Raw genomic sequence first — 13,019 nt, forward strand, 5'->3', positions numbered from 1 at the left:
TTTGAAGAGCCGGACGGCGGCGCTGCCGCGTCTGCGGGCATTAACGGCGGGCATTCAGCTCCGCCAGATTGAAATCGATCGGCATCCTTACCCTGACGGCCCCCTGCTGCAGCATCTCCGGCGGCGGCGGCGGCAACGGCTGCGCGCGCGACACCACCGCCACCGCTTCCCGATCCAGCGACGCGGTGCCGGAACGGATCTGCAGGGTCACGTTCGACACCCGCCCCTGCGCATCGACGCTAAAACTGACCTGCGGCATGCCGCTGCGCCGGCGGTTGCGGGCATCCAGGGGATACTCTTTGATGCGGTTCAGTTTGCCCTTCACCAGGCTCTCCCACGACAGCTTGGCCTGCGCGTTGCTGTTGGCGTCGCTGTTAATCGGGGCGGCGGTTTGGTGAGAGAGCGTCTGCGCCTGCGGCGCGGCGGCGCTGGACGCGGCGGCGTTGCGCGTCTCTTTCGCCTGTTCCTGCGGCTTCGGCTGCGCTTTTTGCGGGGGACGGTGCTCGGCGCGCTTCTTGTCCGCCGTCACGATCTTCGCTTTATCGGCGCGCGCCAGCTTGGGCAGATCCGGCTGTTGCTGCTGCTCCGCCGGCTGCGCCGCAGCGGATTCCGCCTGCTGCACGCCCAGCGGCAACGGCTTGCTTTCCGGCGCTTCAATCTGCGCCGCCCAGCTCATCATCACCGCCGGCGGCGGCAGCTCGACCGGCTCGAGCGCCGTCTGCGGCCAATAAAACAGCAGAACCAACGCCGCGTGCGCCGCTAGGGCGAGCAGCAAGCCGCGCGCCCAGCGCGGCTGCGGCAGCGCAAAGGCCGGAGGGGGATAAGACTGACTTAACATAGGGGCATTAGCTTACTTAATTGCGAATGATTGCAGATCACATTTAATAATGATAATCATTTGCAATTATAATTAACACCCCTTTTCACTGCCTTAACGTATTCATTTCACTGATGGTGTGATCCACAGGTAGTCCGCCGTGTGCGCGTCAACCTGTACGCCCGGCTCCGCCAGCATCAGCACCGTCGGCGCCGCCGCCGGTTGCAGATCCCGCACGTGCAGCGGCACGCCCACCGATTTGGCGGCGTGATAACCACCGGCGATCAACAACGCGGGCGTCGGCGCCGCCAGCAGGCGCTCCGCCATGCGCCTATCGCGCTGCTGCTGGATTGCCAGCATCGCATGCAGCTGCGCGGCCTCAATCTGGCCGCCGTGCGAAGTGCGGATAGTCTCTTCCAGCGCCTTGCGCACCGCCGGCTGCGACGAGAGCTGCCCCGCCGGGAACTGCGGCTGCTGATAGAACGCCGCGATCTCGCTGCGATCCAGGTTGGCCGACCACAGCGGGTAAGGCGCACGCATCACCGCCATCGTCACCCCGCCATACAGCTCCCACTTCCAGCCCGGCTGCCAGGCGATCAGCTCCGCTACGCGGCCGTCACGCACCGTGGGATCGCTCTGCAACCACTGCTTGACCTTGTCGACCTGCGCCTGTTGGTTCGGGTTGATCATCTCCATCAGCACGCTACCCTGCGGCCGCCGTTGCGGCAGCTGCTGCACCAGCCATTGCTCAATCTGATGGTGGTAAGGATTGTCATGCTTTTCCCCGACGATCACCCGCGGCTGCTGCGCCAACCGCGTCAACAGCTGCTCGGGCGTCAGGGTCGCGCCGCTGTGCAGATCGGTGATATTCCCCATGCTCGCGACGTCGCTGGCCGGCGTCTTCACCGGCGTTTGGCTGCAGGCGCCGAGCGCCAACGCCGCCAATAAAATCAGATATCTCATCATGTTGCCCCATTAGCGAAAACGGCGACATTATAGATAATAATTATCATTTGCATATAGATCTGGCCTGACGATTTTTTTACGCGGCGATCGCCGGTGACGCATTGCGTTGAAACGGCATTGCGGGTATAACCAATAGCCATTCAGATATTTAGACGTCTATACGGATAGATTATTATGCACTCATCGGCGCCCGCCGCAGGGCAGTTCAAACGCAGCATGAAGGCCCGGCATCTGGTGATGCTGTCGCTGGGCGGCGTGATCGGCACCGGGCTGTTTTTCAATACCGGCTACATCATCTCCACCACCGGGGCGCTCGGCACGCTGCTGGCCTACCTGATCGGTGCGCTGGTGGTGTATCTGGTGATGCTGTGCCTGGGCGAGCTGTCGGTGGCGATGCCGGAAACCGGCGCCTTTCACGTCTATGCTTCGCGCTATCTGGGGCCGGCCACCGGCTATGCCGTCGCCTGGCTGTATTGGCTCACCTGGACGGTGGCGCTGGGCTCCAGCCTGACCGCGGCCGGATTCTGCATGCAGTACTGGTTCCCGCAGTCGCCGGTGTGGCTGTGGTGCCTGATCTTCTGCGCGGCCATTTTCCTGCTCAACGTCGTGACCACCCGTTTTTTCGCCGAAAGCGAATTCTGGTTTTCGCTGATCAAAGTGGTGACCATTCTGGCGTTCATCATTCTGGGCGGCGCCGCCATGTTCGGCCTGCTGCCGATGAAAGACGGCACCCCGGCGCCGTTCCTGCACAACCTGACCGCTTCCGGCTGGCTGCCGCACGGCACGCTGCCGATCCTGATGACCATGGTGGCGGTGAACTTCGCTTTCTCCGGCACGGAGCTGATCGGCATCGCCGCCGGTGAAACCGAGAACCCGGAGAAAGTCGTGCCGCTGGCGATCCGCACCACGGTGATCCGCCTGATGCTGTTCTTTATCGGCACGGTGTTTGTGCTGGCGGCGTTGATCCCGATGGATCAGGCGGGGATCGTCAAAAGCCCGTTCGTGCTGGTGTTTGAACGCATCGGCGTGCCTTACGCCGCCGATATCTTCAACTTCGTGATCCTGACCGCCATCCTGTCGGCGGCCAACTCCGGCCTGTACGCCTCGGGGCGCATGCTGTGGTCGCTGGCCCACCAGCGCACCCTGCCGGCCTACTTTGCGCGCGTCAATGCGCGCGGCATTCCGATCAACGCCCTGACCTTCAGCATGCTCGGCGGCGTGCTGGCGCTGCTGACCAGCGTGATCGCGCCGGATACGGTGTTTGTCGCCCTGTCGGCGATCTCCGGCTTTGCGGTGGTGGCGGTGTGGCTGAGCATCTGCGCCGCCCACTATGCTTTCCGCCGCGCCTATCTGCGCAGCGGCCAGCCGATAAACGGCCTGAAATACCGCGCGCCCGGCTATCCATTGACGCCGATCCTCGGCTTTGCGCTGTGCCTGCTGGCCTGCATCGGGCTGGCGTTCGATCCGGAGCAGCGCATCGCGCTCTACTGCGGCCTGCCGTTCGTCGCCCTGTGCTACCTCACCTATTTCCTGACCCGGCGCGCCGGGCAAAAAAACGCTTTGGGAGAACAACATGTCGGTTAACAACCCCGTCGCTCGTTTGCTGGCCGAACGGCCGACGCTGATCCTGGACGGCGCGCTGGCCACCGAGCTGGAAGCGCGCGGCTGCGATCTGACCGATCCGCTGTGGTCGGCCAAGGTGCTGATTGAAAATCCCGAGCTTATCTATCAGGTCCACCTCGATTATTTCAACGCCGGCGCCCAGTGCGCTATCACCGCCAGCTATCAGGCCACGCCGCAGGGCTTCTCGCGCCGCGGCCTGGATCAGGCTCAGTCGCTGGCGTTGATCGCCAAAAGCGTGCAGCTGGCGCAGCGCGCGCGCCGCGATTATCTGGCCGCGCACCCGCAGGCGGCGCCGCTGTTGATCGCCGGTTCGGTGGGCCCGTACGGCGCCTATCTGGCCGACGGCTCGGAATACCGCGGCGACTATTGGCTGGCGCAGGATGACTTCATTGCCTTCCACCGCCCGCGCATCGCCGCGCTGGCCACCGCCGGCGTCGATCTGCTGGCCTGCGAAACGCTGCCGTCGTTCTCTGAACTGCAGGCGCTGCTGACGCTGCTGCAGGAGTTCCCGACGCTCGGCGCCTGGTTCGCCTTCACCCTGCGCGACAGCCAACACCTCAGCGACGGCACGTCGCTGACGGAGGTCCTGTCCGCGCTGCGCGGCAATCCGCAGGTGTTGGCCATCGGCATCAACTGCATCGCGCTGGACAAGGTCGCCCCGGCGCTGCGTCAGCTGAGCTCGCTGGCCGACAAACCGCTGCTGGTCTACCCGAACTCCGGCGAGCACTACGATGCGGTGAGCAAAACCTGGCACGCCTGCGGCGGCGAGCACGGCAGCCTGGCCGATCAGGCGACAGAGTGGCGCGCGCTCGGCGCACAATTGATCGGCGGCTGTTGTCGCACTACGCCGCAGGATATTCGCGCCATCGCCGCGCGCTGCAAGGCATAAAAAAGCCCCCGGCGCCAACGGCACAGGGGGCCAGTCATTCAACCCGGGCTTACAGCGGTTCGGTCTGGGCTTCCACCACCGCCAGCGCCACCATGTTGACGATGCGGCGCACCGAGGCGATCGGCGTCAGGATGTGCACCGGCTTGGCGACCCCCATCAGCACCGGCCCGACGGTCACCCCTTCCGAGCAAGAGACGCGCAGCAGGTTGTAGCTGATGCGCGCCGCTTCCATGTTCGGCATGATCAGCAGGTTGGCCGAGCCTTTCAGCGGGCTGTCCGGCATCAGATCGTGACGGATGCTTTCCACCAGCGCGGCGTCGCCGTGCATTTCGCCGTCGATCTCCAGCTCCGGTGCCAGCTCATTCACCAGCTCCAGCGTTTTACGCATCTTGCGCGCCGCCGGGCAATCAGACGAGCCGAAGCTGGAGTGAGACAGCAGCGCCACCTTCGGTTCGATACCGAAACGGCGCACGGTTTCCGCCGCCATCAGGGTGATCTCCGCCAGCTGTTCCGGCGTCGGATCGTCGTTGACGTAGGTGTCGGCGATGAAGGTGTTGCCGCTCGGCAGCAGCAGCGCGTTCATCGCGCCCGCGACGTGCGCGCCTTCACGGAAGCCGAACACATTCTTCACCACGTCGTAATGCTCGTGGTAGCTGCCGATGGTGCCGCAGATCATCGCATCCGCTTCACCGCGGTGCAGCATGATGGCGGCGATCAGCGTCGGGTTGCCGATCACCGCGCGACGCGCCTGTTCTTGCGAAACGCCGCGGCGTTTCATGATCTGGTAGTACTCGCCCCAGTATTCGTTGAAGCGCGGATCCGACTCGTTGTTCACCACTTCGAAATCTTTGCCCGGCGTCAGTTGCAGGCCCAGCTTTTTCAGGCGCATCTCGATCACGCTCGGACGGCCGACCAGGATCGGGAAAGCCAGCCCCTGCGACACCAGCTCTTGCGTGGCGTGCAGCACGCGCTCTTCCTCGCCTTCCGCCAGCACCACCCGCTTCACCTCTTTGCGCGCCTGCGAGAAGATCGGTTTCATGAACAGATTGGTTTTGTAGACGAACTCCGCCAACTTCTCCACGTAGGCGTCGAAGTCTTCGATCGGGCGCGTCGCCACGCCGGAGTCCATTGCCGCCTTGGCCACCGCCGGCGCGATCTTGACGATCAGACGCGGATCGAACGGTTTCGGAATGATGTATTCCGGCCCGAAGGAGAGATCCTGATCGTCATACGCGGAGGCCACCACGTCGCTCTGTTCCGCCAGCGCCAGATCGGCGATGGCATGCACGCAGGCCAGCTTCATCTCTTCGTTGATGGTGGTGGCGCCCACGTCCAGCGCGCCGCGGAAAATGAACGGGAAGCACAGGACGTTGTTCACCTGGTTCGGGTAGTCGGAACGGCCGGTACAGATGATGGCGTCCGGGCGCACCGCTTTGGCCAGCGGCGGCAGAATTTCCGGTTCCGGGTTGGCCAGCGCCATGATCAGCGGATCGCGCGCCATGGTTTTCACCATATCCTGCGTCAGCACACCCGGGCCGGAGCAGCCGAGGAAGATGTCGGCGTTCGGGATGGCGTCGCCCAGCGTGCGCTGGCCGTTATCCTCGATGGCGTAGGCGGCTTTGGTCTGTTCCATATTGGCGTCGCGGCCTTTATAGATGACGCCCTTGGAGTCGCAGACGGTGATGTTCTGTTGACGCAGCCCCAGCGCCACCAGCAGGTTCAGGCAGGCGATGGACGCCGCACCGGCGCCGGACACCACCAGCCGCACGTCGGAGATGTTCTTCTTCACCACGCGCAGGCCGTTGAGCACCGCGGCGGTGGTAATGATCGCCGTGCCGTGCTGGTCGTCGTGGAACACCGGGATCTTCATGCGCTCACGCAGTTTCTGTTCGATGTAGAAACACTCCGGCGCCTTGATGTCTTCCAGGTTGATGCCGCCGAAGGTCGGTTCCAGCGCGGCGATAATGTCGATTAATTTGTCAGGGTTATGCTCATCCACTTCGATATCAAATACATCGATACCGGAAAACTTCTTGAACAAAACGCCCTTGCCTTCCATCACCGGCTTACCGGCCAACGCGCCGATATTGCCCAGACCCAGTACCGCCGTGCCGTTGGAAATTACCGCCACCAGGTTGCCGCGCGCGGTGTATTTGTAGGCCGCCAGCGGATCTTCGGCGATCTCGAGGCAAGGCGCGGCGACGCCCGGCGAATAGGCCAGCGCCAGATCGCGCTGGGTCGCCAACGGTTTGGTTGGGGAAACCTGGATCTTCCCTGGGACAGGAAACTGATGGAAATCAAGGGCACTCTGTTTGAGCTGTTCGTCCATTATGGATTCCTTTGTTTTTTGCTTTTATGTTGAGGTAAGGCTTTGAGGCTGCGCCCTGCCGTGGGCCATGGCGCCCAGGTACAATGACAGGGCACAGCCTTGAAGTATAGTGAGAGAAACATCACAAACTTTGAAGCGCGCCATAACCTTGGTCGAAAGACCGTTTTAAAAGTAAAAAAAGAAGGCCTGCGGGACAAGTCAGACAAGCGCCGCCGTCAGCGCGGCGGCAGCGTGGCGCGCCAGGCGTTGAGCGTCTCCACCTGGCCGGCGCAAATGTGTAACGAGGTTTGTAATGCCAGGGCATAGCTCACCGCATCGCCCCAGGTCTCCCCCTGCAACTGCGGCTGCTCACAGGGAGCGAATACCGACTCAGGGGGCAACAGCGGCATGGTCTGCGGCGCCGGTGGCCGGGCGCAGGAGCTCAAGCACAGTGCCAGGCAGAGGCCGAGCGGCGCAGGGATCGTTTTTAATCGCTTCACGGTATTTCCTCTGATAAGCCTCGTGTTGCTGGCGCAGCTGCTGTTCCTGCCGCTGCTGCGCCGCCATCAGCGCGCGGTTTTGCGTGTCCTGTGTCTGCAAGGTGGCGATAAGCCCCGCCTGCTGCACCAGGCTTTTTTGCAGTTCCGCCGCCTGTTGTCGCGCGGACGCCAACTGGTGCGACAACAGCGAGCTGTAGCCGCCGAGGCAGATGGCCGCCAGCAACAGCAGCAGCAACCCGCCCTGCATCAGTTTTTGCAGCCAGCCGCTCATGCCGGATAGTCCCGAAACGGCAGCTGGAAGTGCGGGCCGTCCTTGAGGGTCTTCCATTCGCCGCCCCATTCGACGTTGATGCCGCATTCGCGCGCCGCGCGCCGCACCGCCACCGCAATTTGCGCGTAGTAATCCCACTCCCAGGAGACCACGCCCGCCGGCATCGCCACCACGTCCACCGCGTGTCCGGTCAGGTGGCGGCTGCGCAGCGTTTGGCTGTTGCCGGCGCGCACCATTTCCCGCTGGCGCGCCATGCTGCGCAGCCCCTCGCTGACGGAAAACGGCACCAGGGAATAGCGCAGAGCCAGACGAATAACGCGCACCAGATCCGGATGCACGCCGCGCAGGTTCTCTTCGCTGCGGGCGGTAAAGCGAATCTCTTCGATGTCATTTAACATTTTTAAACCCCGTTTTTTTGCCGATGAATTTTTTAATTAAGGCGTTGATGTAATCCGCCCCCATAAAGCCAATCAATACGCTGGCCAAATTCGCCCAGTTTAATTCCAGGCCCATCAACGCCAGCGCATCGCGCACCGTCCAGGCCAATAACGCGCACATCGCCGCATTCAATAAACGTCGCCGAATACCCACGTTGCGATAGGCGCCGTGTAATAGCGCCATCACGCCGGCCAGAATGGCGTTCAATACCGGCTGAAGATATTCACATACTCGCTGGACTATTAAGCCAACAGCGTCAGGCTCTATGCTGGACATAGCTCATCTCCTTTTTTATTTTTAATTAAATGCCAATCACGGCCGGTGGGACATCGGATACTCAGAATCTAGTTAAGGATGCTATTACAAAGCAAATGAATAAATACAGGCCCTATGGTCGAATTAATTCATGCTGAATGCTGGCACAAAACATAAACGCCAAGGCAGGCGGCAGTGAAGAAAAAATTCATTCTTATCGTGATTTGTTTCGACTGTTATTTCTGCGAAAAATAAACATTAATGGCAACGGGAAATATTTCCCCATTCAAAAACATCCACTCTGGAGAAATGCCATGTCCACACGTAAAGCCGTTATTGGGTATTATTTTATTCCGACCAACCAAATCAATAATTACACCGAGACCGATACGTCTGTCGTGCCGTTCCCGGTTTCCAACATCACGCCGGCCAAAGCCAAACAGCTGACGCACATTAACTTCTCGTTCCTGGATATCAACAGCAATCTGGAATGCGCCTGGGATCCGGCCACCAACGACGCCAAGGCGCGCGATGTGGTCAACCGCCTGACCGCGCTCAAAGCGCACAACCCCAGCCTGCGCATCATGTTCTCCATCGGCGGCTGGTACTACTCCAACGATCTGGGTGTGTCGCACGCCAACTACGTCAACGCGGTGAAAACCCCGGCGTCGCGCGCCAAGTTCGCCCAATCCTGCGTGCGCATCATGAAGGATTACGGCTTCGACGGCGTGGACATCGACTGGGAGTACCCGCAAGCCTCGGAAGTGGACGGTTTCATCGCCGCGCTGCAGGAGATCCGCACCCTGCTGAACCAGCAAACCGTCGCCGACGGCCGCCAGGCGTTGCCGTACCAGTTGACCATCGCCGGCGCCGGCGGCGCCTTCTTCCTGTCGCGCTATTACAGCAAGCTGGCGCAGATCGTCGCGCCGCTCGATTACATCAACCTGATGACCTACGATCTGGCCGGCCCCTGGGAGAAGGTAACCAACCACCAGGCGGCGCTGTTCGGCGATGCGGCCGGGCCGACCTTCTACAATGCGCTGCGCGAAGCCAACCTGGGCTGGAGCTGGGAAGAGCTGACCCGCGCCTTCCCCAGCCCGTTCAGCCTGACGGTCGACGCCGCGGTGCAGCAACACCTGATGATGGAAGGCGTGCCGAGCGCCAAAATCGTGATGGGCGTGCCCTTCTACGGCCGCGCCTTCAAGGGCGTCAGCGGCGGCAACGGCGGGCAATACAGCAGCCACAGCACGCCGGGCGAAGATCCGTACCCGAACACCGATTACTGGCTGGTGGGCTGCGAAGAGTGCGTGCGCGACAAGGATCCGCGCATCGCCTCCTATCGCCAACTGGAGCAGATGCTGCTGGGCAACTACGGCTATCAGCGGCTGTGGAACGACAAGACCAAAACGCCTTACCTGTATCATGCGCAGAAAGGGCTGTTCGTCACCTATGACGATGCCGAGAGCTTCAAATACAAAGCGAAATACATCAAGCAGCAGCAGTTGGGCGGCGTGATGTTCTGGCATCTGGGGCAAGACAACCGCAACGGCGATCTGCTGGCCTCGCTGGATCGCTATTTCAACGCCGCGGACTACGACGACAGCCAGCTGGATATGGGCACCGGGCTGCGCTACACCGGCGTCGGCCCCGGCAACCTGCCGATCATGACCGCGCCGGCTTATGTGCCGGGCACCACTTACGCGCAGGGCGCGCTGGTGTCCTACCAGGGTTACGTCTGGCAAACCAAATGGGGTTACATCACCTCGGCGCCCGGTTCTGACGGCGCCTGGCTGAAGGTGGGCCGCGTGGCGTAAGCCGTAAAAAAACCCCGTAGCCGAATGCTGCGGGGTTTTCATTGAGTTAACCGTTTGATTTTCGCGTCCCTTCGTCTCTATTCCTTCAGTTGTGGCACCAAGGATAACCGCCATCCCGCACCACTTCGCGGCCCATCAGGCTGTAGACATCGCTTTTGCGCGTCAGCCGCTCATGCCACCAGTTAAACCCGGCGCCCTTGCTGGCCGGGTGCCACGCCAGCCAAATCATTTCGTCGCCCTTTTGCATCTCCACCGGCACCGTCACCAGTTCGCCGCTGGCCAATTCCTTTTCGATCAAAGCAGGCGGCAGAAAAGCGTGGCCGATGCCGCGTTTGAGCAGCGCCAGGTTGCTTTCCACGTCGCATACCACCAACTGACGCTGCAAGGGCAGCGTGCCGTGATTGCGCTTGGGCAGCTCATGGCTGCTGTCAGCGATCACCACCACGATGTCGTTCAACCGCTGTTTCTTGCACACCGGCTTTCTCTGCGCCGCGAACGGGTGCGAAGGCGACACGCACAGCACAAAGTTGAGCTTGCCGAGCATCAGGGTTTTGGCCTGCACGCTATCGGGAATTTGGCCGATGGCGATGATCAGATCCGCCCGGTTGTTCTTCAGCGCATCCCAGGTGCCGTTCAACGCTTCTCGCTGCACCGAGATACTGGCGTTCGGGCAATGCTGAATATAGTCGCGGATATCCTGCGTCAGGGTTTCCAACGGGAAGAAGGTGTCTACCGCCAGGCGGATATTATTGTCCAGCTTGGGGATGTTGCGCACCCGGCTTTCCAGATCCTGCACCGCATTTAATATCCAGCTGCCTTCCTGCAGGAGAAATTCCCCTTCATCCGTCAGGGTAATCATGGGGCCATTGCGATGAAAAAGTTTCACGCAGAGTTTGCTTTCAATATTGGAAACCCGATAAGAGATCGCCGAAGGCGTTTTATGCAGCGCCTCCGCCGCCATAGAGAAAGAACCGGTGCTCTTGATGGTGCTGATTATTTTAATCGCGTCCAGGGATAATCTAGTCATACAAATTCCTCTTTAAAATAAAATAAGAAAAATGACACTAAATTCCCAAGGTGGTGGCGCACAAAAATCGATCAAATCGAACAAGGGTACTCATAGCAACAAGCAATATACTTCATAAATGAGAGCGCTATCTTAAATACTATTCATCACGACCTGATATAAAATTCATCATAGCGCCCTACTTTTACACAGCGACAGTTAAATAAATTCAGCCTAACGATCAAAGATCGTCATCATAATAATTTTCGTTAATAGCCGTTAAAACATTCCGCTCTATCGCACGACCAGAATGATAAAAATAAAACAAGCCGACAAGAAGGGTTATTTCTAATTGCGTTATTGGTCTCTCATTTTGTCGGTGAAATACGCTCAACTTACAACATAATTTCAGTCAGGAGTGACTTATGAACAAAACTTCCCGTACCCTGCTCTCTCTGGGCCTGCTGAGCGCGGCCATGTTCGGCGTTTCGCAACAGGCGAATGCTCACGGTTATGTCGAGTCGCCGGCCAGCCGCGCCTACCAGTGCAAACTGCAGCTCAACACTCAGTGCGGCAGCGTGCAGTACGAACCGCAGAGCGTCGAGGGCCTGAAAGGCTTCCCGCAGGCCGGCCCGGTTGACGGCCATATCGCCAGCGCCAACAAGTCCACCTTCTTCGAACTGGATCAGCAAACGCCGACGCGCTGGAACAAGCTCAACCTGAAAACCGGCCCGAACTCCTTTACCTGGAAGCTGACCGCGCGTCACAGCACCACCAGCTGGCGCTATTTCATCACCAAGCCGAACTGGGACGCTTCTCAACCGCTGACCCGCGCTTCCTTTGACCTGACGCCGTTCTGCCAGTTCAACGACGGCGGCGCCATCCCTGCCGCGCAGGTCACCCACCAGTGCAACATACCGGCAGATCGCAGCGGTTCGCACGTGATCCTTGCCGTGTGGGACATAGCCGACACCGCCAACGCCTTCTATCAGGCGATCGACGTCAACCTCAGCCACTGATCCGTCAAAAGGGGGATGTCTCTGGAGGGTTCAGCCTGGCGCTGAACCCTTTTTTGCGGGTGCCGCTATTGCGACATGTTGAGGATAGTACGCACATTGAGCGCGCTGGTGGCGATAATGTCGATGGCGCCGGTGCGCAACGCGCCCAAAATCGCCAGCGCCTTGGTATTCTCGGAGGCAATGGCGATCACGCACGGAATTTTGCGCAGCTCATCAATGCTCAGCCCAATCACACGGTCATTCATCACCGTATCGACATGCTGCCCCTGGGCATTGAAAAAGTCATAGCCGGCGATGTCGCCGATCACGCCCTGATTAAGGCTGGCGTCGATAATCTCGTGCGGCGTAAACCACCCCAATTTCACCATATAACTGTTTTCATTCATGTCGCCAATGCCGACTAACGCCACATCGGCCTTACGCGCGCGATCCAACGTTTCCTTGATCGTGCCATTCTGCATGAAGGCGTCTTTCAACGCGCGATTTTCGACGTAGGCCGGCGCATAGAGCGTCTCGCTGCTGCCGCCGAACTTCTTCGCCAGACGCCGGCTGATATGGTCGGCGTTGATCGCATCGCCCGGACGGTGGGTGCCGCCGATGCCGCAGATGAACTTGCAGTTGCGCTCCGTCACGCTGCCGACGTGATCGGCGATCGCCGCCACGTTGCGTCCCTGCCCGACCGCCAACACCATATCGTCTTTCAGCGACATCGCCAGGTAGTTGGACACCAGCGCCGCCACTTGCCGACGCTGTTCCTCTTCGTCCTGATGATCGAGCGCGATCAGCGCGCGGCTGATGGGAAAACGTTCCATCATCTGCTGTTCCAGCCGGGTGCTGAACACCGGGTGATAACGCACGTTGATCTCGACGATGCCTTCTTCCTTGGCGCGCTTGAGCAAACGACCGACTTTGATCCGTGAGATGCCGAACTTTTTGGCGATCTCTTCCTGCGTGATCTCATCCTGATAATAAGCAACGGCGATTTCGGTCAGCAGTTCGTTATCCTGGGACACAGTTTGTTTTTCCATCCGTTAGACGTTTCCCCACGGCAGGCCGGTTAATCATGGCGGAGGGACGATACACGCCCCTCCGACAATGCTGAATGCCCGCTAG

The 13,019-nt window shown here is 60.2% G+C and carries 13 protein-coding genes; 4 read left to right on the forward strand and 9 right to left on the reverse strand.

Annotated elements, in window-relative coordinates; genetic code table 11:
- Positions 1-40: 40 nt before the first annotated feature.
- Positions 41-838: an energy transducer TonB family protein gene (locus ACORQT_RS18085; RefSeq protein WP_094143245.1), complete on the reverse strand. Its 798-nt coding sequence runs from the start codon at positions 836-838 to the stop codon at positions 41-43.
- A 102-nt stretch (positions 839-940) separates the two neighbouring features.
- Positions 941-1,780 carry a ChaN family lipoprotein gene (locus ACORQT_RS18090; protein WP_444859434.1) on the reverse strand — a complete coding sequence of 280 codons (840 nt, stop codon included), beginning with the start codon at positions 1,778-1,780 and terminating at the stop codon, positions 941-943.
- 177 nt (positions 1,781-1,957) lie between these two features.
- On the opposite strand from ACORQT_RS18090, the gene mmuP reads away from it, so the two are divergent.
- Entirely contained in the window at positions 1,958-3,367 is a 1,410-nt protein-coding gene (mmuP, locus tag ACORQT_RS18095) for an S-methylmethionine permease (protein ID WP_033643976.1), read from the forward strand.
- A complete protein-coding gene (mmuM, locus tag ACORQT_RS18100; RefSeq protein WP_164057255.1) occupies positions 3,357-4,295 on the forward strand; it encodes a homocysteine S-methyltransferase in 939 nt (312 codons plus the stop codon). Before mmuP ends, mmuM begins: the two co-directional genes overlap by 11 nt.
- A 49-nt stretch (positions 4,296-4,344) precedes the next feature.
- Here mmuM and maeB read toward each other — a convergent pair whose 3' ends face one another.
- The 5 genes from maeB to ACORQT_RS18125 all read right to left on the reverse strand — a co-directional run bounded on the left by maeB (position 4,345) and on the right by ACORQT_RS18125 (position 8,088).
- Complete coding sequence (gene maeB, locus ACORQT_RS18105) at positions 4,345-6,624, reverse strand: NADP-dependent oxaloacetate-decarboxylating malate dehydrogenase (protein WP_016926766.1); 2,280 nt, start codon at positions 6,622-6,624, stop codon at positions 4,345-4,347.
- 215 nt (positions 6,625-6,839) lie between these two features.
- Positions 6,840-7,013, reverse strand: a complete 174-nt coding sequence (gene lysC / locus ACORQT_RS18110; RefSeq protein WP_004936544.1) for an Rz1-like lysis system protein LysC — start codon at positions 7,011-7,013, stop codon at positions 6,840-6,842.
- Positions 6,994-7,374, reverse strand: a complete 381-nt coding sequence (locus ACORQT_RS18115) for a DUF2570 family protein (protein WP_033652571.1) — start codon at positions 7,372-7,374, stop codon at positions 6,994-6,996. The genes lysC and ACORQT_RS18115 overlap by 20 nt, the downstream gene beginning before the upstream one ends.
- Positions 7,371-7,772: a M15 family metallopeptidase gene (locus ACORQT_RS18120; protein WP_033643981.1), complete on the reverse strand. Its 402-nt coding sequence runs from the start codon at positions 7,770-7,772 to the stop codon at positions 7,371-7,373. Before ACORQT_RS18120 ends, ACORQT_RS18115 begins: the two co-directional genes overlap by 4 nt.
- On the reverse strand, positions 7,762-8,088 hold the full coding sequence (locus ACORQT_RS18125; RefSeq protein WP_033643982.1) for a phage holin, lambda family: 327 nt from the start codon (positions 8,086-8,088) through the stop codon (positions 7,762-7,764). The genes ACORQT_RS18120 and ACORQT_RS18125 overlap by 11 nt, the downstream gene beginning before the upstream one ends.
- Positions 8,089-8,381: 293 nt before the next feature.
- On the opposite strand from ACORQT_RS18125, the gene ACORQT_RS18130 reads away from it, so the two are divergent.
- Positions 8,382-9,881 carry a glycosyl hydrolase family 18 protein gene (locus tag ACORQT_RS18130; RefSeq protein ID WP_033652572.1) on the forward strand — a complete coding sequence of 500 codons (1,500 nt, stop codon included), beginning with the start codon at positions 8,382-8,384 and terminating at the stop codon, positions 9,879-9,881.
- A gap of 85 nt (positions 9,882-9,966) precedes the next feature.
- On the opposite strand, the gene ACORQT_RS18135 is transcribed toward ACORQT_RS18130, so the two are convergent.
- Positions 9,967-10,908, reverse strand: coding sequence for a LysR family transcriptional regulator (locus tag ACORQT_RS18135; RefSeq protein ID WP_025303805.1), 942 nt, complete (start codon positions 10,906-10,908; stop codon positions 9,967-9,969).
- Positions 10,909-11,312: 404 nt separating this feature from the next.
- Between ACORQT_RS18135 and ACORQT_RS18140 the strand changes: the two genes are divergently transcribed.
- Positions 11,313-11,906 (forward strand): lytic polysaccharide monooxygenase, encoded by a 594-nt coding sequence (locus ACORQT_RS18140; protein ID WP_033643984.1) that lies wholly within the window; start codon positions 11,313-11,315, stop codon positions 11,904-11,906.
- Between the two features lie 65 nt (positions 11,907-11,971).
- On the opposite strand, the gene ACORQT_RS18145 is transcribed toward ACORQT_RS18140, so the two are convergent.
- Positions 11,972-12,934: a sugar-binding transcriptional regulator gene (locus ACORQT_RS18145; RefSeq protein ID WP_004936575.1), complete on the reverse strand. Its 963-nt coding sequence runs from the start codon at positions 12,932-12,934 to the stop codon at positions 11,972-11,974.
- Between the last annotated feature and the right edge of the window lie 85 nt (positions 12,935-13,019).

This window comes from Serratia sp. (in: enterobacteria), from assembly GCF_052400455.1.
Classification (GTDB): domain Bacteria; phylum Pseudomonadota; class Gammaproteobacteria; order Enterobacterales; family Enterobacteriaceae; genus Serratia; species Serratia ureilytica.

What these genes read in the sequence shown, in the direction of transcription:
- ACORQT_RS18085 (WP_094143245.1), bottom strand. Translation starts at nt 838, where the DNA reads ATGTTAAGTCAGTCTTATCCCCCTCCGGCCTTTGCGCTGCCGCAGCCG.
- ACORQT_RS18090 (WP_444859434.1), bottom strand. Translation starts at nt 1,780, where the DNA reads ATGAGATATCTGATTTTATTGGCGGCGTTGGCGCTCGGCGCCTGCAGC.
- mmuP (WP_033643976.1), top strand. Translation starts at nt 1,958, where the DNA reads ATGCACTCATCGGCGCCCGCCGCAGGGCAGTTCAAACGCAGCATGAAG.
- mmuM (WP_164057255.1), top strand. Translation starts at nt 3,357, where the DNA reads ATGTCGGTTAACAACCCCGTCGCTCGTTTGCTGGCCGAACGGCCGACG.
- maeB (WP_016926766.1), bottom strand. Translation starts at nt 6,624, where the DNA reads ATGGACGAACAGCTCAAACAGAGTGCCCTTGATTTCCATCAGTTTCCT.
- lysC (WP_004936544.1), bottom strand. Translation starts at nt 7,013, where the DNA reads ATGCCGCTGTTGCCCCCTGAGTCGGTATTCGCTCCCTGTGAGCAGCCG.
- ACORQT_RS18115 (WP_033652571.1), bottom strand. Translation starts at nt 7,374, where the DNA reads ATGAGCGGCTGGCTGCAAAAACTGATGCAGGGCGGGTTGCTGCTGCTG.
- ACORQT_RS18120 (WP_033643981.1), bottom strand. Translation starts at nt 7,772, where the DNA reads ATGTTAAATGACATCGAAGAGATTCGCTTTACCGCCCGCAGCGAAGAG.
- ACORQT_RS18125 (WP_033643982.1), bottom strand. Translation starts at nt 8,088, where the DNA reads ATGTCCAGCATAGAGCCTGACGCTGTTGGCTTAATAGTCCAGCGAGTA.
- ACORQT_RS18130 (WP_033652572.1), top strand. Translation starts at nt 8,382, where the DNA reads ATGTCCACACGTAAAGCCGTTATTGGGTATTATTTTATTCCGACCAAC.
- ACORQT_RS18135 (WP_025303805.1), bottom strand. Translation starts at nt 10,908, where the DNA reads ATGACTAGATTATCCCTGGACGCGATTAAAATAATCAGCACCATCAAG.
- ACORQT_RS18140 (WP_033643984.1), top strand. Translation starts at nt 11,313, where the DNA reads ATGAACAAAACTTCCCGTACCCTGCTCTCTCTGGGCCTGCTGAGCGCG.
- ACORQT_RS18145 (WP_004936575.1), bottom strand. Translation starts at nt 12,934, where the DNA reads ATGGAAAAACAAACTGTGTCCCAGGATAACGAACTGCTGACCGAAATC.